Source organism: Parafrankia irregularis (assembly GCF_001536285.1).
Lineage (GTDB): Bacteria > Actinomycetota > Actinomycetes > Frankiales > Frankiaceae > Parafrankia > Parafrankia irregularis.
Genome location: NZ_FAOZ01000006.1, coordinates 168423 through 188067, shown reverse-complemented (window position 1 = coordinate 188067; position 19645 = coordinate 168423). Strand labels below are relative to the sequence as shown.

General features: G+C 72.5%; 17 protein-coding genes. 14 read left to right on the top strand and 3 right to left on the bottom strand.

Annotated elements, in window-relative coordinates; all coding sequences use genetic code 11:
• Positions 1-13 precede the first annotated feature (13 nt).
• Genes AWX74_RS39940 through AWX74_RS11985 form a run of 3 tightly spaced genes read right to left on the bottom strand, consistent with a single transcriptional unit; the run spans position 14 to position 3425 of the window.
• Positions 14-1192 (bottom strand): aromatic ring-hydroxylating oxygenase subunit alpha, encoded by a 1179-nt coding sequence (locus AWX74_RS39940; RefSeq protein WP_165615571.1) that lies wholly within the window; start codon positions 1190-1192, stop codon positions 14-16.
• Complete coding sequence (tenA, locus tag AWX74_RS11990) at positions 1189-1935, bottom strand: thiaminase II (protein ID WP_091275094.1); 747 nt, start codon at positions 1933-1935, stop codon at positions 1189-1191. The genes AWX74_RS39940 and tenA overlap by 4 nt, the downstream gene beginning before the upstream one ends.
• Positions 1932-3425 (bottom strand): aldehyde dehydrogenase family protein, encoded by a 1494-nt coding sequence (locus tag AWX74_RS11985; protein WP_091275091.1) that lies wholly within the window; start codon positions 3423-3425, stop codon positions 1932-1934. The genes tenA and AWX74_RS11985 overlap by 4 nt, the downstream gene beginning before the upstream one ends.
• A gap of 201 nt (positions 3426-3626) precedes the next feature.
• On the opposite strand from AWX74_RS11985, the gene AWX74_RS11980 reads away from it, so the two are divergent.
• The 14 genes from AWX74_RS11980 (at position 3627) to AWX74_RS11915 (ending at position 19405) form a co-directional block, all read left to right on the top strand.
• Positions 3627-4412: an ABC transporter ATP-binding protein gene (locus AWX74_RS11980; RefSeq protein WP_091275088.1), complete on the top strand. Its 786-nt coding sequence runs from the start codon at positions 3627-3629 to the stop codon at positions 4410-4412.
• A 1-nt stretch (position 4413) separates the two neighbouring features.
• Positions 4414-5190 carry an ABC transporter permease gene (locus tag AWX74_RS11975; protein ID WP_091275087.1) on the top strand — a complete coding sequence of 259 codons (777 nt, stop codon included), beginning with the start codon at positions 4414-4416 and terminating at the stop codon, positions 5188-5190.
• The gene (locus AWX74_RS11970; RefSeq protein ID WP_091275085.1) at positions 5187-6206 is read left to right on the top strand and encodes an ABC transporter substrate-binding protein; all 1020 of its coding nucleotides are present in this window, start codon (positions 5187-5189) and stop codon (positions 6204-6206) included. The genes AWX74_RS11975 and AWX74_RS11970 overlap by 4 nt, the downstream gene beginning before the upstream one ends.
• A gap of 212 nt (positions 6207-6418) precedes the next feature.
• A complete protein-coding gene (locus AWX74_RS11965) occupies positions 6419-7636 on the top strand; it encodes a M20 family metallopeptidase (RefSeq protein WP_091275082.1) in 1218 nt (405 codons plus the stop codon).
• A complete protein-coding gene (locus AWX74_RS11960; protein ID WP_242666187.1) occupies positions 7633-8109 on the top strand; it encodes a cobalamin B12-binding domain-containing protein in 477 nt (158 codons plus the stop codon). Before AWX74_RS11965 ends, AWX74_RS11960 begins: the two co-directional genes overlap by 4 nt.
• Positions 8106-9728 (top strand): acyl-CoA mutase large subunit family protein, encoded by a 1623-nt coding sequence (locus AWX74_RS11955; RefSeq protein WP_091275076.1) that lies wholly within the window; start codon positions 8106-8108, stop codon positions 9726-9728. Before AWX74_RS11960 ends, AWX74_RS11955 begins: the two co-directional genes overlap by 4 nt.
• Entirely contained in the window at positions 9722-11011 is a 1290-nt protein-coding gene (locus AWX74_RS11950; RefSeq protein WP_091275073.1) for a CaiB/BaiF CoA transferase family protein, read from the top strand. Before AWX74_RS11955 ends, AWX74_RS11950 begins: the two co-directional genes overlap by 7 nt.
• Positions 11008-12351 carry a M20/M25/M40 family metallo-hydrolase gene (locus tag AWX74_RS11945; RefSeq protein ID WP_091275070.1) on the top strand — a complete coding sequence of 448 codons (1344 nt, stop codon included), beginning with the start codon at positions 11008-11010 and terminating at the stop codon, positions 12349-12351. Before AWX74_RS11950 ends, AWX74_RS11945 begins: the two co-directional genes overlap by 4 nt.
• Positions 12344-13357 carry an LLM class flavin-dependent oxidoreductase gene (locus tag AWX74_RS11940; RefSeq protein WP_091275067.1) on the top strand — a complete coding sequence of 338 codons (1014 nt, stop codon included), beginning with the start codon at positions 12344-12346 and terminating at the stop codon, positions 13355-13357. The genes AWX74_RS11945 and AWX74_RS11940 overlap by 8 nt, the downstream gene beginning before the upstream one ends.
• 169 nt (positions 13358-13526) lie before the next feature.
• Positions 13527-14249 carry a GntR family transcriptional regulator gene (locus AWX74_RS11935; protein ID WP_054564147.1) on the top strand — a complete coding sequence of 241 codons (723 nt, stop codon included), beginning with the start codon at positions 13527-13529 and terminating at the stop codon, positions 14247-14249.
• 43 nt (positions 14250-14292) lie between these two features.
• Positions 14293-15690 carry an amidohydrolase gene (locus AWX74_RS11930; protein ID WP_091275738.1) on the top strand — a complete coding sequence of 466 codons (1398 nt, stop codon included), beginning with the start codon at positions 14293-14295 and terminating at the stop codon, positions 15688-15690.
• An 86-nt stretch (positions 15691-15776) separates the two neighbouring features.
• Positions 15777-16754 (top strand): aminopeptidase, encoded by a 978-nt coding sequence (locus AWX74_RS11925; RefSeq protein ID WP_131799446.1) that lies wholly within the window; start codon positions 15777-15779, stop codon positions 16752-16754.
• Positions 16735-18294, top strand: coding sequence for an amidohydrolase family protein (locus AWX74_RS11920; RefSeq protein ID WP_091275057.1), 1560 nt, complete (start codon positions 16735-16737; stop codon positions 18292-18294). Before AWX74_RS11925 ends, AWX74_RS11920 begins: the two co-directional genes overlap by 20 nt.
• 100 nt (positions 18295-18394) lie before the next feature.
• On the top strand, positions 18395-19405 hold the full coding sequence (locus AWX74_RS11915) for an amidohydrolase family protein (protein ID WP_091275054.1): 1011 nt from the start codon (positions 18395-18397) through the stop codon (positions 19403-19405).
• Positions 19406-19645 lie beyond the last annotated feature (240 nt).

The window sequence follows — 19645 nt, the reverse complement described above, 5'->3', positions numbered from 1 at the left end:
GGTGCGGGTGTGCTCAGTGGGTCGGCGGCAGATCGGGGTAGCCGAGCGCGGCGAGCGACTCGCGGTAGGCGACGGAGAAGCGGTCGAACCGCAGGTGCGCCTCGCCGCCGCGGGCCAGTGGCATCCGGGCCGGGCGCTGGCGCTCCACGATCAGCCGGTCCTCCTCCAGGATCTCGGTCTCGGCCCGCTCCACCCGCGGCCCGTCCAGCTCCACCCCGTCCGTGCGGGCCGACAGCCAGAACACGACGCAGCTGGTGGCGTCGACCGGACACAGCGCGGTGAACACCAGGGTGCCCGGGCCGTTGATCTCCCGCAGGGTGACCGTGAACGGCAGCTGGACCTCGTAGTCCAGGGTGATCAGCATCTCGGGCCCGACCTGGCCGGCGGTGCCGGCCAGGTAGTCGCGCCCTGGGTAGTCGTAGTGCAGCAGCAGCTGGCCCGTCTCGGTGCGCCGCACGCCGTAGCGGTCCACCCCGAGCACGTCGGGGTTGCCGAACGACGACGTGTGCAGGATCGAGAAGTGCGCGATGTCGCAGAAGTTCTCGATGTGCCGGCTGGCCTGCGCCCGCCAGTGGATCGGTGCGCCGATGTGCCGGCGGAAGGCGGGGAGGTCCGCCTCGGGCAGCGTCGGCCTCGCGGTCGCCTCCTCGCCGGGCGGGGCCAGGCAGGCCCAGACCAGGCCGGCGTGCTCGTCGACCTGGGCCGCGGGCTGGCGGATCCGGGCCGGCACCCGGTCGGAGCCGAGCTGGGGGACCAGCGCGCAGGAGCCGTCGGCCCGGAACTCCCAGCCGTGGTAGGGGCAGCGCAGGTCCCCGGCGGCGGTGACCGAGCCGTCGGCGAGCCGGGTTCCGCGGTGCACGCAGCTCCCCGCCAGCAGGCCGAGCTGCCCGTCCGCACGGCGCCACAGCACCAGTTCCGACCCGAGCAGGGTGACCGGGACCGGCCGGCCCACCGGGACGTCCTGCCCACGGGCCACCGGATGCCAGCTGCGCCGGGCCGCGGCCAGCCAGGCCGCGTCGTACTCCTCGCGCCGCGCGGTGGTCAGCAGGCCCGCGTCCGGGTCGCGCCCGTCCGCCACCTCGGTGAGACCGCCGCTCAGGACGATGCCGCCGCTCAGGACGGCGCCGCCGGTTGGGGCCGCGCCGCCGGCCGGGGTGGGGGTGCCGGCCGGAGTGGGGCTGAGGATCGTCACGCCAGGTCCGCCCAGTGCTCGGTGTGGTAGGCCATGTCCCAGAAGGCGCGCTCGAAGCGGGCCGCGGTCAGGAAGATCGTCGCCAGGCGCTCCCGGTCGGGCTGGTCGGGCCGGTCGTCCAGCGTGTTCGCGTGCGCGATCAGTTCGGCCTCGTAGGCGGTGGCCTCGTCGGTGGACCAGAAGCGGAGCCAGTCGGCGTAGACCGGGTGGTCGACCGCCGACGGGCTCAGCCGGCGCCCGATCTGGCCGTAGGACCAGGCACAGGGGAGGATCGCGGCGAAGATCTCCGCCGGGCCGAAGCGGGCCGCGACCATCGCCAGGTACGCGACGTACGCCTGCGCGGCCGGCGCCAGCACGTCGTGGTGGGCTGACGGGCCGGCGCCCAGCCGGGCGATCGCGGCGCGCAGCCGCTCGTTCTGCGGGATCTCGGTGTCGGTGATGTTCACCAGCGCCGAGCTGAAACGACGCAGCTCGGCGTCGTCCCGGGCGACGGTCGCGCCCGCGGCCAGCACCCGGGCGTACTCCGGCAGGTAGAGCAGGTTCTGGTCGATGTAGAAGCGGAACTTCGCCGGCGGGAGCGTGCCGGCGGCCATCTCGGCGGGGAACGGATGGTCGAGCAGCGTCGCCCATACCGCGCCGGCCCGCCCGCGCAGGAACTCGGCGAGCGGCAGGCCCGGCTGGTCCCGCAGATCCAGTTCGTTCCGCAGGTCAGGCTCGTTCCGCAGCCGTGGTGAGCCGTTCAAGACAGGCCCATCCAGACGGCCTTGGTCTGCAGGTAGGCGTCGAGTGCCTCGATCCCGTGTTCCTTGCCGTAGCCGCTGGCCCGGAACCCGCCGAACGGCACGGCGACGTCGAACCAGCCGTAGATGTTCACCCACACCACACCGGCCCGGATCTCGTCGCTCACCCGGTGGGCGCGGCCGACGTCGCGCGTCCACACCCCCGCGGCCAGCCCGAACTCCGTGTCGTTGGCCAGCGCCACCGCCTCCTGCTCGGTGTCGAAGGGGGTGACCATGCCGACGGGCCCGAAGATCTCCCGGCGCATGATGTCGCTGTCCGGCGGCGCGTCGACGAACAGGGTCGGTTCGACGAAGTAGCCGCCCGGGCAGCCGTCGACCTCGGCCGGGTCGGTGGCCCCGCCGACGACCGGCTTCGCCCCGGCGGCGAGGCCGGACCGGACCAGGCCGAGCACGCGGTCCCGCTGCGACGCGCTGACCAGCGGGCCCATGGTCGTCGCCGGGTCGAGCCCGGAACCGAGCCGCACCTGGTGGACGCGGGTCGCGAGCGCCTCGACGAACGCGTCGTACACGGGGCGCTGGACGAAGATCCGCGCGCCGGCGACGCAGCACTGCCCCTGGTTGAAGTAGACGGCGCCGAAGGTGCCCTCGACCGCGGCGTCGAGGTCGGCGTCGGCGAAGACGAGGCTCGGTGACTTGCCGCCGAGCTCCAGCGACACCCGCTTCATCGTCCCGCCGGACGCCGCCAGAACGCTGCGGCCGGTCGCGTTCTCCCCGGTGAAGGTGATCTTGTCGACGTCCGGGTGGGCGGCCAGTGGGGCTCCGGCCTCCGGCCCGAAGCCGGTCAGCACGTTGAGGACGCCGGGGGGAAAGCCGACCTCGGCGGCGAGCTGGGCCAGCCGCAGCGCGGAGAGCGGGGTCTGCTCGGCCGGCTTGAGCACGACGGTGTTGCCGGCGGCCAGCGCGGGCGCCAGCTTGTAGGCGCAGTTCAGCAGGGGGAAGTTCCACGGGATGATCGCCGCGACGACGCCGACGGGCTCCCGGCGGGTGCTGACGTGCACCGGCAGGCCGCCGTACGTCGGGATGGTGGCGCCCTCGATCTTGGTCGCGAGCCCGCCGAAGTAGCGGAAGCCGTTCGCCGTCAGGGGCACGTCCACGGCCGCCGCCTCGCCGGTCGGCTTTCCGTTGTCGAGGGCCTCCAGCTGGAGGAACTCCGCGGCGAGGGCCTCGATGCGGTTGCCGAGCTCCCACAGCAGGCGGCCGCGCTCGCCGGCGGGCAGCCGCCGCCAGCCGGGCAGGGCGGCCCGGGCGGCGGCGACCGCGTCGTCGACGTCCGCGGCGCCGGCGCGCGCGGCCGTCGTCAGCACCGCGCCGCTGGCCGGGTCCTGGACGTCGAACCGGGCGCCGCCGTGTGCCGGGCGTGGCTCGCCGTCGACAAAGAGCTGGTGCTCGGTGGCGACGAAGGTGCGCACGGATGCGAGCAGATCGGCCTTCACGGGCGGCTCCCGACGATGAGATATCAGATCTCAGGGAGGGTAACCAGGCGGCCGAGAAGCGGTCAATTATGCATCTGACCAGCGAAAACGTTACAGCATCGACATCTGGAAACCTTGACCCGTAACGCGTGGAGCGGGTTCTATCTGGTCGTTCCTTTGAGATCAGATCTCAGATCTCATCGCCACGGGAGGAGGTGCGGCATGGCCCAGGGGCACGGTGAGACGGCTGCGGCCGTCCATGGCGACGGCATCCGGCTGTCCGGCGTCACCCGTCGCTACGGCGACGTCGTCGCGGTGGCGGGGCTTGACCTGGCTGTGCCGCGGCACACCCGGCTGGGCATCGTGGGCCCCAGCGGCTGCGGCAAGTCGACCGTCCTGAGCATGGTCAGCGGGCTGGAGAACCCGGACGAGGGCGTCGTCGAGGTACTCGGTGACACCGCGCCGGCCGCCCGGCTCGCCCGGTGTGCCTGGATGCCGCAGCGGGATCTGCTCCTGCCCTGGCGCACGGTGCTCGCGAACGCCTGCGTCTCGCTGGAGAACCGGGGCGTCTCCCGGCGCGAGGCACGGGAGCGGGTGCGGCCGCTGTTCGCCCGCTTCGGGCTGGCCGGCTTCGAGGACCGCCGGCCCTACGAGCTGTCCGGCGGCATGCGCCAGCGGGTTTCCTTCCTGCGCACCCTCGTCGCGGACAAGGACGTGCTGCTGCTCGACGAGCCGTTCGGCGCGCTGGACTCGATCACCCGCGCCGGGGTGCAGGACTGGCTGCGCGACACCCTCGACGCCGAGCCGCGCACCGTCGTCCTGGTCACCCACGACGTGGAGGAGGCGCTGCTGCTCAGCCACGAGGTGGTGGTGATGTCCAGCCGCCCGGGCCGGGTCGCCGCGCGGCTGCCCGTCGAGCTGCCGCCCGCCGGTTCCCGCCGTGAGCTGCTCGCGACGCCGGAGTTCGTCCGGCTGCGGGACGCCCTGCTGGCCCACCTGGAGGGCTGACGTGACCCGCCTCAAGGAGTCGCTGCGCCAGTACGGCCCGGCCGGCGTGATCGTGCTCGCCGTGCTCGGTGCGTGGAAGCTGGCCACCTCCGTCTTCGGGGTCGAGGAGTACATCCTGCCGGCGCCGGACGAGGTGATCACCACCCTGATCGACCGCTGGGACCGCACCCTGTCCAGCGCGACCTGGGTGACGCTCAAGGAGGTCGTCGTCGGCTTCGCCATCGCGGTGGCCGCCGGGTTGCTGATCGCCTGCGCGCTGCACTTCTCGGCGATCGCCCGCCGCGCGATCTACCCGCTGTTGATCGGGTCGCAGACCATCCCGGTCGTGGTGATCGCGCCGATTCTCGCGATCATCTTCGGCTACTCGATCACTCCGAAGCTCATCCTGGTCGCGCTGCTGTGCTTCTTCCCGATCGTCGTCGGCACGCTGGACGGGCTGGCGGCCGTCGACCCGCAGCTCACCCGGATGATGCGCACCCTGTACGGCAACCGCTGGTCGATCTTCCTGCGCGTCGAGTTCCCGTCGGCGCTCCCCTCGATGTTCACCGGCCTGCGGCTGTCCGCGGCCTACGCGGCGACAGCGGCGGTGTTCGGCGAGTACTCCGGCTCCACGGACGGGCTTGGCCACGTGATGCGCCAGGCCGTCCCGCAGCTGCAGAGCGCCCTCGTCTTCGCCGCGATCGCCCTGCTCACCGCGATGTCGGTGGCCCTGTTCGTCCTCGTCACCCTCCTGGAAAACGTCCTGGTCCCGTGGGCCAAGGAAGGCAAGAACAGATGAGAGCCAAGCGTTTGACCGGCGGTGTGGCGGCTCTGCTCGCCGTCACCCTCCCGCTCGTCGCCTGCGGGAGCGATGACAGCTCCTCCGACGGCGAGGCACTGCGGAAGACGACGGTCCTGCTCGACTGGGACCCGAACCCCGACCATGTGGCGCTGTACACGGCCAAGGAGGCGGGCTACTTCGAGGACGCGGGCCTCGACGTGACCTTCCAGCCGCCGTCCGACCCCTCGGACCCGACGAAGCTGGTCAGCACCGGGAAGATCGACATCGGCATCTCCTACGAGCCCGAGACGATCATCTCCGGCTCACAGGGCCTGGACGTCGTGGCCGTCGGCGCGCTGATCCCGACGGCGCTGCTGTCGGTCATGGCGAACGGGGACTCGCCAGTCAAGTCCGTCGCCGACCTGGCCGGGCACACCATCGGCACGCCCGGCCTGCAGACCAACGACGCGTTCCTGACGACGATCCTCGCCAGGAACAACATCGACCCGGCGTCGGTGAAGTCCGTCAACATCGGCCAGGACCTGATGGCGGCGATGGTCGCCGGCAACGTCGACGCCACGCTCGGCGCCTACCGCAACATCGAGGGCGTCATGATGACCGACCAGGGCCTGAATCCCACGATCATCCCGGTCACCGACGCGGGCGTGCCGGACTACGACGAGCTGGTCATCATCGCGCAGGCCAGCCGGCTGAAGTCGGACCCGGCCTACCAGAAGCTCATCCGCGACTTCCTGTCGGGGCTCGCCAGGGGCAACGCCGACGTGATCGCCGATCCGGCCAGCGCATCGAAGATCATCGCTGCCGAGGCCGACGGCTACGACGAGGCGCAGGTGCCGAAGATGATCGACGCCACCGTGCCACTGCTGAAGAACGACAAGGGATTCGGCCAGCAGGACGTCTCCGACTGGCAGGCGTTCGCCGACTGGATGAAGTCCGAGGGGCTCATCGACAAGGCCGTCACCGCGTCCGACGTCGTCACGAACGACTACCTGCCGGCCGGCTCGGGCAGCTGAGGCGGCGGACGGGCCGGCCCGTCGACCGGGCCGGCCGGTCCGACCTCGATCCGCGCCGATCCAGGCCGCACCGAGCGGATCCAGGCCGCACCGAGCGGATCCAGGCCGCGCCACCTCAGATCCAGGCTGCGCCACCTCAGACGACCCCAGACCCCCGCCCAGTCTCGGCCGGTGACCCTCGTCCGTCCCGCGATCGAAGGAGATCCACCCCCATGAGCACGCCCGCCGGAACGTCGGCAACAGCCCTCGCGGAGAAGGTCGCCGCGCAGATCCGCACCGACGAGCTCGTCGAGCTCGTCCAGCAGGTCTGCCGCATTCCCAGCGTGCTCGGCGAGGAGGGAGAGCTGGCCCGGTTCCTCGCGCAGACCATGAAGGAGCTCGACTTCACGGCGGTCGACCTGCAGGCGGTGCTGCCGGACCGGCCGAACGCGGTCGGCGAGGTGTACTTCGGCCCGGGCCGGCGTGTGGTGCTCACCGGCCACCTGGACACCAAGCCCGTCGCCCACGGCTGGACGGTGACCAGCCCGTTCTCCGGCGAGCTCCTTGACGGCAACGTCTACGGGCACGGGATCATGGACATGAAGGCGGCGCTGGTCTGCCAGATCGTCGCGATCCAGGCGGTGCGGGCCAGCGGGCTGCCGGTCAGCGGCACGGTAGCGATGGCGGCCGTCTCCGACCACATGGGCGACCAGCTCGGCTCGATCGCCTACTTCGACGAGTACGCCGCCGACCTGTGCGTGCTCGGCGAGCTGTCCGACAACGAGATCTTCCTCGGCCACCGGGGGCGGTACTACTTCGACATCACGACCCGCGGCCGAACCGCGCACACCTGCCACAAGCCGCTCGCAGTCAACGCGAACATGCTCGCCGCACACGCCGTGCTGGAACTGGACGCCTCCCGGCTCATCCCGTCGATCGAGGACTGGGTCGCCAACCTGTTCGGCCCGGAGACCTACATGGCGCCCGGACGGATCTACGGCGGGCTGCCACCCGGCGGCCCGTCGGCGATCCCGGACGAGTGCGTGATCCGGGTCGACTGCCGCCCGCAGCCGGGAGTTAGCGTCGAGGAGGTCCGCGCCGAGATCGACCGCTGCCTGGCCCGGGCACTCGCCCGTGAGCCGCGCTTCGCCGCCGACGTGGTGCTCGCCGACGTCAAGAACGGCTACCTGGCCGGTCCGGACGACGAGGTGGTGACGCTGATGAGCAGCGCGCTCGGCGCCGTGCGCGGCGGGGTGACGCCGAAACTTTCCGCCGCCGGCTGGCTCGGTGACACCGCGAGCTTCGGCCACAAGGTCCCCACCGTCATCTTCGGGCCGGGCGGCGAGCCGGTGTACTGCCCCGACGAGCACCTCAGCGTGGACGACCTCGTCGAGGCGACCCGCACCTACGCGACCTTCGTCGCGCTCGCGCTCGCGTCAGAGTCGGCGTGAGTGCAGTCGGCGTGAGCGCGGCCGGGAAGGTGCCCGGCGGCCGGCCGGCGCGGGTACTGCTCGCCAAGCCCGGCCTCGACGGCCACGACCGGGGCATCAAGGTGATCGGCATGGCGCTGCGCGACGCCGGCGCCGAGGTGATCTACCTGGGGCTGCGCCGCTCCGTCGCCGAGATCGTCGCCGCGGCACGGGACGAGGACGTGGACGTCATCGGCATCTCGGTGCTCTCCGGCGCGCACCTCGCGCTGACCCGGGCGCTGCTCGCCGAACGGGACGCCGCCGGGCTCACCGACATCCCCGTGACGGTCGGCGGCACCATCGGCGCGACGGACGCGGCGACCCTGCGCGAGCTGGGCGTCGCGGCGGTCCACGGTGTCGGTACCCCACTGCCGGAGGTTGTGGCGACGGTCCTCGGGCTCGCCACGACGACCGGGGAGCTCGCCGCGGCGACCCGGGAGGCGGTGGCCGGATGACCGCGTCGCGGCCCGATCGCGAACCGGCGGGAGTGCTGCCCGCCCGCACCGACTCCGGCGTTCCCGTCCACCTGGTCTACGGGCAGGACGACCTCGCCCCGGGCCTGGCCGAACGGCTCGGCCCGCCCGGCGGCGCCCCGTACACCCGCGGCCCGTACCCGACGATGTACCGGGAAAAGCTGTGGACGATGCGTCAGTACGCCGGCTTCGGGTCGGCCGAGGACGCCAACGCCCGCTACCGCTATCTGCTCTCCCAGGGCCAGACCGCGCTGTCGGTCGCCTTCGACCTGCCCACCCAGCTCGGCTACGACTCGACGGACCCGATGGCCGAGGCCGAGGTGGGCCGGGTGGGGGTCGCCATCGACACCGCCGAGGACATGGTGCGGCTGTTCGACGGGCTGCCGCTGGGCGAGCTCTCGGTGAACCACACGATCAACGCGACCGCCCCGGTCATCCTCGCGTTCTTCCTGGTCGCGGCGGAACGCCAGGGCGTGGCGTTCGACCGGGTCGCCGGCACGACGCAGAACGACCTGCTCAAGGAGTTCCTCGCCCGCAAGACCTACATCTATCCGCCGGCGGCGTCGCTGCGGCTCGTCGGTGACGTCGTCGCCTTCGCCGCCGAGCATCTGCCCCGGTTCAATCCGGTCTCCATCACCGGCTACCACGTCCGGGAGGCCGGCAGCGACGCGGTGCAGGAGCTGGGCCTGGCGCTCGCCTCCGCGATCGCCTACGCCGAGGAGATCACCCGCCGCGGCCTGCCGTTCGACCGCTTCGCCGGGCGGCTGTCCTTCCACTTCTCCGCCACCCTCGACCTGTTCGAGGAGGTGGCGAAGGTCCGGGCGGCGCGGCGGATGTGGCACCGGATCGCCACCGAACGGTTCGGCGCGACCCGTCCCGAGTCGTCCCGGATGCGGTTCTTCTCCGGCTGCTCCGGCACGGTCCTCACCGCCCAGCAGCCGCTGAACAACGTGGTCCGCTCGACGATCTCCTGCCTGGCGGCGGTGCTCGGCGGTGCACAGTCGGTGCACGTGATGGGCTGGGACGAGGCGCTGGAGATCCCCAGCGAGGAGTCGGTGCGCCTCGCCCTGCGCACCCAGCAGATCGTCGCGCACGAGTCCGGGGTGACCCGCACCGTCGACCCACTCGCCGGCTCCTACTACGTCGAGTCGCTCACCGACGAGCTCGAAGAGCGCGCCTTCGCCCTGATCGAGCGGATCGACTCCGGCGGCGGCATGGTGGCGATGCTGGCCGAGGGCATCCCGCAGCGCTGGGTCGCGAAGACCGCCTACCGCACCGAACGCGAGCTGGTGGACGGCACCCGGGTCAAGGTCGGCGTGAACCGGTACACCGACGACGCGGACACCGACGCCGATCCGCGGCTGTTCGAGCCGGACCCGTCCGCCCAGGAACGCGCCCGCCACCGGCTGCGCGAGCACCTGCGCACCCGCGACGGCGCCGCCGCGGCGGCGGCCCTGGCGGACCTGGCGAAGGTGCTGAGCTCTGACGCGAACGTGATGCCCGCGCTGCTGGACTGCGCCCGGGCCGGCGCGACGATCGGCGAGATCAACGCCCTGATGCGGGCCGAGTTCGGCGAGTACCGGGAGCCGGCGCCATGGTGAACGGCGGTGTTCCGGATGGCGGTCTGCTGGGCGGCGGTGTGCCGCCGCTCGCCGGGGTCCGGGTCGTCGACCTCACCCGGTTCGTCTCCGGCGCCTACACCACGATGATGCTCGCCGCGCTCGGCGCGGACGTCGTCAAGATCGAGCCACCGGACGGTGGCGACTCCTACCGCGCCCAGGCGACCGCCACCGTGGCCGACCGCTCCGCGCTCTTCCTCTCCCTGAACAACGGCAAGCGCAGCCTCGCCCTCGACCTGCGCGCGCCGTCCGGGCAGGCGGCGCTGGAACGGCTGCTCGCCGGCGCGGACGTGGTCGTCGAGAACGCCCGGCCGGGCGCGCTCGCCCGGTACGGCCTGGACGCCGCGGCGGTGCTCGCCCGGCACCCGCGGATCGTCTACGGATCGGTGTCCGGCTACGGGCAGACCGGCCCGGACGCCGCCCGCGGTGGCTTCGACCTGATCCTGCAGGCCGAGGCCGGCCTGATGAGCGTCACCGGGACGGCCGGATCGGGACCGGTGAAGGTCGGCGCGCCGCTGCTCGACGTCGGCGCCGGTATCTGCTGCGTCACCGGGATCCTGGCCGGCCTGCTGCGGCGGGCCGAGACCGGCCTCGGCGGGCATGTGTCGTCGTCCCTGCTGGAGTTCGCGCTCGCGGGCCTGACCACCCCGGCCTCGGCGTTCTTCGCGGCGGGGGAGATCCCCTCCCGGCTGGGCACCCACTCGCCGGCCTTCGCACCCTACGGCGCGTTCCGCGCCCGTACCGGCGAGCTGGTCCTCGCCGGCGCGGGCAACGAGGGGCTGTGGCGGCGGCTGTGCTCGACGATCGGCGTACCCGAGGCCGTCGACGATCCGGCGTTCGCCACCAACGCCGACCGGGTCCGCAACCGGGACGCGCTCACCGCCCGCATCGAGCAGGCGCTCGCCGCGGATGACGCGCCCGCCTGGGTGGCGCGGCTGGAGGCCGCCGGGGTACCGGCCGGCCTGGTCCGCGACGTCGGTGAGGCACTGACCTCGGCGCAGGCGGCGGCGATCGGCGCGGTGGCGACGGTCGGTGCCGGTGACGGCTCGCCCTACCGGGCGGTGACGGTGCCGGTGCGGGCCCCCGGGCCGTTGCCCTTCCCCTCCGGTGCGCCTGACCTCGGCCAGCACACCCGCGCGGTGCTGCGCGAGGCGGGGCTGAGCGACCCCGAGATCGACGAGCTGCACGCCGCCGGCACGATCCACGACGCCTCGATCCAGGCCGGGACGACCGGCACGACCAGCGCCGCCGGGGGTGGCAGGTGAGTGCCCATGGCATCGGAGCCGCCGCGCTCGGGCCCGGGGGCGGGGGTGGCACGACGGAACAGCCCGCCGGTGTGCGCGAGGAGCCCGCCGGTGTGCCCGAGCTGCCGGCGGGTGCGCCCGGCCCGCTGGCCGGTGCCGCCGAGCGGGTGATCGTGCGGACGGAGCGGCTGTGCCTGCTGCCGGCCCCGCCGTTCGGCGAGGCCGCGCGGGCGGCGGTCGTCGCCGACTGGTGGCGGGCGGACGGCCTCGCCGAGGTGCGCATCGACCCGACCGGCAACGTGTGGGGGCTGGCCCGCCGTGGCGTGGGCCCGGCGGTGCTGGTCGCCGCCCACCTGGACACGGTGTTCGGCCCGGACGTCGAGCACGGTGCCCGCCGCCACGACGGGCGGCTGGTCGGCCCCGGTGTCGGTGACGACACGATCGCCGTCGCCGCGCTCGCCGAGCTGCCCCGGCTGCTCGAAGCCGAGCTGGTGGGCGCCGGGCAGGCCCGTCCGGTGTGGGTGCTCGCGACCGTGGGGGAGGAGGGCGTCGGCAACCTGGCCGGCATCACCGCGGCGCTCGCGGATCCGCCGGTGCCGGTCGGAGCGGTGATCGCCGTCGAGGGCAACTATCTGGGCCGGGTGACCGTGACCGGAGTCGGCTCGGTCCGGTTCGCGGTGACGGTGACCGGACCGGGCGGGCACGCGTGGGAGCGGTCCGCGACACCGAGCGCCGTGCACGCGGCCGCGGGAATGGTTTCCCGGCTCGCCGCCCTGGCCGCGCCGCAGGCCGCCGAAGGCGCCGGCGTGGCTGGGCGGATCGCGGTGAACGTCGGGCGGATCTCCGGCGGGGAGGCGATCAACATCCGGGCGGCCAGCTGCCGTTTCGAGGTCGACCTGCGCGCCGACACCGCCGCCGGACTCGCCTGGCTGGAACGGGAGGCCCGGCTGGTCATCGAGGAGCTGGTCATCGAGGAACAGGGCGCGGAGCTGGCCGCCGAGGCCAGGGAGATCGGCCGCCGGCCGGCCGGCGGGATCCCGGCCGAACACCCGCTGGCCTCCGCCGCCTTCGCCGCGCTGGCCCGCCGCGGGCTGGCGGCCCGGACACATGCCGCCAGCACCGACGCGAACGCCGCCTACGCCGCCGGCATCCCGGCGATCACCATCGGGATCACCCACGGCGAGCGCGAGCACACGATCGACGAATGGATCGACCTGGCACAGGTGGCGGACGGCCTCGCCGCGCTGGCTGACACCGCGGCGCAGGCCGCCGCTCTGGCTGACACCGCGGCGCCAGCCGCCGCTCTGGCTGACATCGCGGCGCAGGCCGCGCGGACCGACAGGAGCAAGTGGGATGCGTAGCGGAGTGGTGCTGCAGGGAGTCGACACCCCTGCCGTCTTCGAGTCGTACGTCGCCGAGGTCGAGCGCTCCGGTTTCGACCACCTGTGGCTGACGGACTCCTCGCTGCACAGCCGCAACCCGTACGCCTACCTCACCCTGGCCGCGCGGGCGAGCAGCCAACTGCTGCTCGGCACGGCCGTGACGAACCCGCTGACCCGGCATCCGGGGATCACCGCGGTGGCGGCGGCGACCGTCGACGAGATCGCGCAGGGGCGCTTCATCCTGGGCATCGGCGCCGGCGACCGGCCGCTGGAGGCGTTCGGGATGCGCCCCGCGAAGCTCGCCGTCCTGGAGGACTCGATCGTCGCGATCCGCGCGCTGCTGCGCGGCGGGGACGTCGACCAGACCTCGGCGGGGTTCGAGCTGCACGACGCCCACCTGCGGTTCGGGGCCCGGTCCGACATTCCGGTGTTCATCTCCGCGAGCGGGCCGAAGACCCTGGAGCTGGCCGGCCGGGTGGCCGACGGGGTGATCCTGCTCGCCGGCCTGCACACCGACGGGATCCGGTTCGCGCTGGAGCACATCGACCGCGGCGTCGAGGCGGCGGGCCGCTCGGCGCGTCCGCACGTGGCCGTGTTCGCCTACGGCCGGATCGACGAGGACGAGCAGGCGGCGCTCGCCGCCGCCCGCAGCATCGCCGCGTGGTTCCCGCAGACGGCGCCGGTGTACTGCGAGCTCGCCGGGCTGGACCGGGCGCTGATCGACGAGGTCCGCCGGCGCTACACGGGCGGGGAGTTCCAGGAGGCCGGCGCCGCGGCCGAACTGCTGCCGGACGAGTTCGTCCGGCGGATGGCGCTGTCCGGCAACCAGGAACGGACCGTCGCCCAGCTGCGTGAGCTGGCCGCGGCCGGCGTCGACTCGGTCAACGTCTTCCCGCTCGGTGCCGACCGGATGGGCACCGTCGCCCGGTTCCGGGAGGCGTTCGACACGGCCTTCGGCGTCCGGGCGGAGGCGCTGGCGCGTTGATGACGACGAGCGAAACCGGCGTACCAGGACGGTGACGGCATCATGACCGATGTCGTACGGGTCGGTCACCGCACGCGCCATCGTGCGGTCGTGGAAGGAAAGTCTTTGTCCAGGTCAGAGAGGGAACGGGCGGCGCGCCAGCGGCCGCGCCGCCGGGCAGGCGAGCGTCATGGCTGAGCGTTCGGCCCAGCCGGCCGACGAGACCCCGCACCGGCAGCTCAAGGACGTCGTCTACCTGCGCCTGAAGCAGGAGATCGTCGACCTGCGGCTGCCGCCGGGCTACCCGATGCGGGAGGCGGAGCTCGCCGGCCGGCTCGGGGTGAGCAAGACCCCGCTGCGTGAGGCGCTGGTGCGGCTGCAGCGGGAGCGGCTCGTCGAGATCGTGCCCTACAAGGGCGCCGTGGTCTGCGGCTACGACCGGGACGACCTCAAGGAGATCTACGAGCTGCGGGAGCTGCTGGAGGGCGCCTGCGCGAGGGAGGCCGCGGTGCACATCAGCGCCGCCGACCTCGCCGAGCTGACCAAGGTGGTCCGCGGCAGTGAGCGGGCCTGGGCGGCGGGTGAGCTGGACGGGCTGCCCGAGCTGCTGGAGGCGTTCGACCGGGTCATCTACGGGCAGACCCGCAACCGGCGGATCCGCGAGATGATCGAGAACCTCGGTGATCATCTGGTTCGGATCGGCAACCTCACCGTGGCGATCCCCGGGCGGCTGGAGGTCTCCGTCCGCCAGCACAGCGCGATCCACGAGGCGATCGTGCGCCGTGACCCGGGAGACGCCGAGCGCCTCATGCGGGAGCACGTCACCAGCGTGATGGCCGACCAGCTCGCCGCCTTCGACCCGGATGACCCGGGCGTGCGGACCGCGCGGGCGGCCCCGCGAACCGGCACGTGACAGCTGATCGATTCCACGACGCAGGGAGCAGGTGGTCAAACCGATGTCCGAGCGCATCCTGATCCGTAACGGAACGGTGCTCACCCTCGACGACGCCGACACGGTCCACTTCGGCGGCGACGTCCTCATCGAAGGTGACCGGATCGTCGCGGTCGGCCCGACCGGATCGTTCGACGGTGCCGCCGGCGGTGGGGCCGGGGGTGGGAGTGGCGGCGGCGCCGAGGCTCCGGTGACCGTAGTGGACGCGACGGACAAGCTGGTCATGCCCGGCCTCGTCGACCTGCATTACCACACGGCGATCGCGAAGGGCTACAGCGATCACCTGCCGCTGTGGGAGTACCTGGACACCTGCTGGTACCCGATCATCCGCGCGCTCGACCCGGAGGCGGCGTACTGGGCCGCGCTGGCCAGCTACACGGAGTCGATCAAGGGCGGGGTGACCACCGTCAACGACATGTACCGCCAGCTGGAGGCGCTGTCGAAGGCCGCCTCCGAGATCGGCATCCGGGCGGTGCTGTCGAACGACGTGGCCGACGCCGAGCACAACCTCGACACCCTCGAGGACAACCACCGCGCCTACACCGCCTGCCACGGCGCCGCCGACGGCCGGGTCGAGGTGTACATCGGGATCGAGTGGCTGCCGATCGCCTCCCGGGAGCTGCTGCGCGACACCCGGGCGCTCGCCGACCAGCTGGGCACCGGCATCCACATCCACCTCAACGAGTCGCTGTCCGAGGTGGAGAACTCGAAGTCCCGCTTCGGGCTGCGGCCGACCGAGGTCGCCTACGAGACGGGGATCCTCGGCCGCGACACGATCGCCGCGCACTGCGTCTGGCTGTCGGACACCGAGATCGCGCTGATGCGGGAGACGAACACGCAGATCTCGCACAACCCGAGCTCGAACGCGAAGCTCGGCAACGGCATCGCCCGGCTGCCGGAGATGCTCGCCGCCGGGCTGAACGTCGGCCTCGGTCACGACGCGGCCGAGTGCAACAACAGCCGGGACATGTTCGAGGTGATGAAGTTCGCCTCGCTGATGCACCGGGCGAGCCGGGTCGACTCCAGCCTCGGCCAGGCACCGGACGTCGTCCGGATGGCCACCCGCAACGGCGCGGCGGCGCTGGGGCACCAGACCGGGCAGCTGGTCGCCGGGCACAAGGCCGACGTCATCCTGGTGGACCTCAACAACACGATGTTCACGCCACGCAGGGCGAACGACGTCGCCCACCTGTATTCCCACCTGGTCTACTCGGCGAACGGCTCGTGCGTCGACACGACGATCATCGACGGCCGGGTGGTGATGGCCGGCCGTGAGCTGACGCTGGTCGACGAGGACCTGATCCTGCGCGAGTCGAACAAGGCGTTCGCCCGGGTGCTGGCCCGGGTCGAGGACGCCAGCACCGAGCTCGCGATCCCGCCCACCCCGTCGGCGGCGGCGTGACCCCGGCCGCAGCCCCGGCCCCGGCCTCGGTCCAGGCCACCGCCTCGCCAGCGCCTGCCGTTTCGGCTGCGGCAGCGGCGGCCGTGGTGCCGGCGGCCACCGTCGCGAACGTCCTGGACCGCTGCCTGGCAGTCGACAGGGGCGAGGAGGTCGTGCTCCTCACCGACGCGGAGACCGACCCGGCGGTGGTCGCCGCGCTCGCCGCCGGCATCGAGGAACGCGACGCCGTGTGCGTGATCGCGCGGGTGCCGCGCTACCAGGTGCCGGGCAGCGAGCCGCCGAGCTCGGTCGGGGCGCTGCTCGCCGAGGCCGCCGCGGCGATCGAGCTGACGTCGACCTTCGTCGGGTCGTCGACGGCGCGCCAGGAGGCCTCTCGCGCCGGCACCCGCTACCTGGCGATGCCGGCCGTGCGGGCCAGCACGTTCCGCGCCGGTGGCCCGCTGGACGTCGATTTCGACGAACTGCGCCGCACGGTCGAGGTGCTCGCCGCCGCCTGGGCGGGCGCCGACACCTACCGGATCACCAGCCCGGCCGGGACCGACCTCGCCGGCTCCGTGCGGGGGCGCGGTGGCCGGGCGCTGCACGGCATCGCCCGCGAGCCGGGCGCCTACATGGCGCCGCCGGATGTGGAGGCCGGCACCGCGCCGGTCGAGGGCAGCACCGACGGTGTCGTCGTCATCGACGCCGACCTGCTGTTCATGGGCGTCGGGCCGCTGCCGTCCCCGGTGGCGCTGACCTTCCGCGCGGGCGAGCTGGTCGACGTGGCGGGGGAGGAGGCCGGCCGGCTCACCGACATGATCGACCGGGTCGCCGACCCGCGGATGTCGAACCTCGCGGAGGTGTCGGTCGGGCTGAACCCGAACGGCCGGGTGTGCGGCGTCGCGATGGAGACCGAGTCGACGCTGGGTACAGCACATATAGCCCTCGGTAACTCGATTGCGTACGGCGGGACCGTCGCCGCCGCGGCCCACCTGGACTGCGTCCTGCGCGCCGCGACGCTGTACCTCGACGGACGTCCCGTCCTGGTGGAAGGGGTGCTCGCCGATGACATCGCAGCCGGCTGAGCGGATCCTGGTCGTCGGCGACCCGGTGGTCGCGCTCGACGAGCAGACGCTGATCCCCGACGGGGCCGTCATCGTCGAGGGCTCCACCATCGTCGCCGTGGGCCCGCGGGAGCAGCTGGCCGCCCGCGGCCCGTTCGACCGGGTCATCGGCTCCCGTGACCACCTCGTCATGCCCGGCTTCATCAACTGCCACTACCACTCGGAGCTCGCCGCCGGCCCCGGCCTGTACCAACTGATCTTCGAGCGGGCCAACGTGCACATCCACTCCTCGTACGGCCCGATGGACACCGAGGACCTGGCCACCGTCCTGCGCTGGGGGCTGGTCCAGGCGATCAAAGGCGGGCAGACCGGCGCCGTCGACATGTTCTACGGCCGCCCGGCCATGCCCGACTTCGGTGCCGAGGTCGCGCTCTCCGTCTACGACGAGATCGGCTTCCGGGTCGCGTTCGGCCTGGTCAGCCGGGACCAGAACACCTACGTCCACGAACCGGACGAGGCCTTCCTCGCCCGGCTGCCGGCGGATCTCGCCACCCGGGTGCGCCAGTCGCCCATGGGCTACGCCTGGCCGGTCGACGACGTGATGGCCAGCTACGACCGGCTGGTCCGCCGCTGGGACGGCCGGGGCGACCGGATCCGGGTGCTGCTCGCGCCGGACTGGACGCCGGCCTGCTCGGACGAGCTCTACCGCCGCTGCCGCGCCGCCGCCGACCACTACGGCACCGGGATCACCTCACATGTGCTGGAGACCCGCTCCGAGGCGCTGTGGAACGTCCGCACGCACGGCCGCCCCGCGCTGGAACGGCTCGCCGACCTCGGAGTGCTCGGCCCGGACCTGGTCTGCGCGCACTTCGTCTGGGTGACCGACGACGAGCTGCGGATCTTCGCCGACTCCGGCGCGGTCGCCTCGAACAACCCCGGCTCGAACCTGCGGCTGTCGTCCGGTATCTGCCGAGCCCGCGACATCCTCGCCAGCGGCGGGCGGCTCGCGTTCGGCACCGACGGGATCTCGTTCACCGACCGGGAGGACTTCTTCGCCGAACTGCGGCTGGCCACCATGCTGGCGCGCGACCCACGGGTGTTCGACGAGATCCGCCTCGACTCGGCGGGCGTGCTGCGCGCGGCCGGCGAGAACGGCTCCCGGGCGCTGCGGATGGAGGGCAAGGTCGGACGGCTGGCGCCCGGGACGTTCGCGGACCTGCTGGTCGTCGACACCCGGCGCATGCTGTTCCCGCCCGGCCGGTACGACTCCACCCCGGTGCTGGACGTCCTCGTCGACCGGGCGAGCGCCGCGGACATCGACACCGTGCTCATCCACGGCAAGGTCGTCATGGCCGGCGGCCGGGTCACCGTCGTCGACGAGGACGCGCTCGCGGACCGGCTCGCCGAGGTGGGTGAGCGGCGCCTGTACCGGCCGACCGCGGACGAGCGGCGCTGGGCGGCGCTGGGCGCCGAGGTCGAGCCGTACGTCCTGGACTTCTACCGGCCCTGGTACGAGACGCGGCACGAACCGGCATCGGTCTACAACGCCCGCCGCCTCTAGGCCGCTTCCAGCCTCCAGGCCGTTCCAGCCTGCGGGCCGCTTCCAGCCGCCGAACCACCCCGGACCGGGTGCCGAGCACCCAGAACGGACACCGAACGACATGATTATCGACGCGCACACGCACATCCTGAGCCTGGCCGAGGACCACGAGTTCAACACGGACTACGGCCGTGAGGGCTCGCTGTGCATCTACCGCAGCCTCGGCAAGGTCCCCTCGCACCGGATGCCGACCGAGCAGGAGTGGGAGGACAGCGGGTACTCCCGGGCCGGCTGGCCGGTGATCGGGCCGGCGGAGAGCGTCCGGGACCACCCCGGCTTCGACAAGATGATCGTTCTCGGCGTCTCGCCGCAGTTCCTCGACGGCGAGCTGATCGGGACGGTGGACACCTACGGGATCACCGACGTGCCCGGCCCGCCGAGCCCGGAGAAGTGCAACGACTACATCGCGGCGGTGGTCCGTTCCGACCCGGAGCGCTTCATCGGCTTCGCGTCGGTGAACCCGGCCTACCGGGGGCCCCGGGCGGCGGTCGCCGAGCTGCGGCGATCGGTCGAGGAGCTCGGGCTGTCCGGGGTGAAGCTCTACCCGATGTACCAGCACTGGTCACCGCAGGACCGGGAGATCGCCTTCCCGGTCTTCGCCGCCGCCGCCGACCTCGGCATTCCGGTGATGGTCCACCAGGCGGGATCCACCCGTATCGACGCGCGGATGGACTACGCCCGCCCGGCGATGCTCGACGACGTCGGCCGGGAGTTCCGCGACCTGCGGGTGATCATCGCGCACTGTGGGATTCCGTGGATCGACGAGGCGCTGTTCATGCTCACGAAGCACCCGAACTTCCACACCGATATCTCGTACCACATCGCCACCGTGACGGACGAGGAGTTCTACCGTTTCCTCATCCATTGTGAGCAGTTCTTCGTCCCGCTGGAGAAGCTGCTTTTCGGCAGCGACTACCCGGGATTTCTCTACGATCCGGTCAAGCTGAAGGACAAGGTTCTCGGCGTGAACGAACAGGCCGACCGGCTCGGGCTGCCGAGGATCGCGCAGGAGAAGCTGGACGGCATCATGGGCGACAACGCCGCCCGACTGCTCGGCCTCGTCCAGGACTGACCGCCGTTCTTTCATCCCGCCTCACCTCACCCCGCGTGCGTCCGTCGCACGATCGAGTGTGTACTGAGCGTCGATAAATCACCGCCCGGGCCGCGATTCATCGGCCTGGCACCAGAGGGAGACATCGCTTTACCGGATCCGCCACACATCCGTATACGTCCCAACTGAGGGCCTGTGGCGGAATCCGGGTAAATAAGATCTGATATCCCATGTTCAGGATTCCGTCAGGTCGGGACCCGA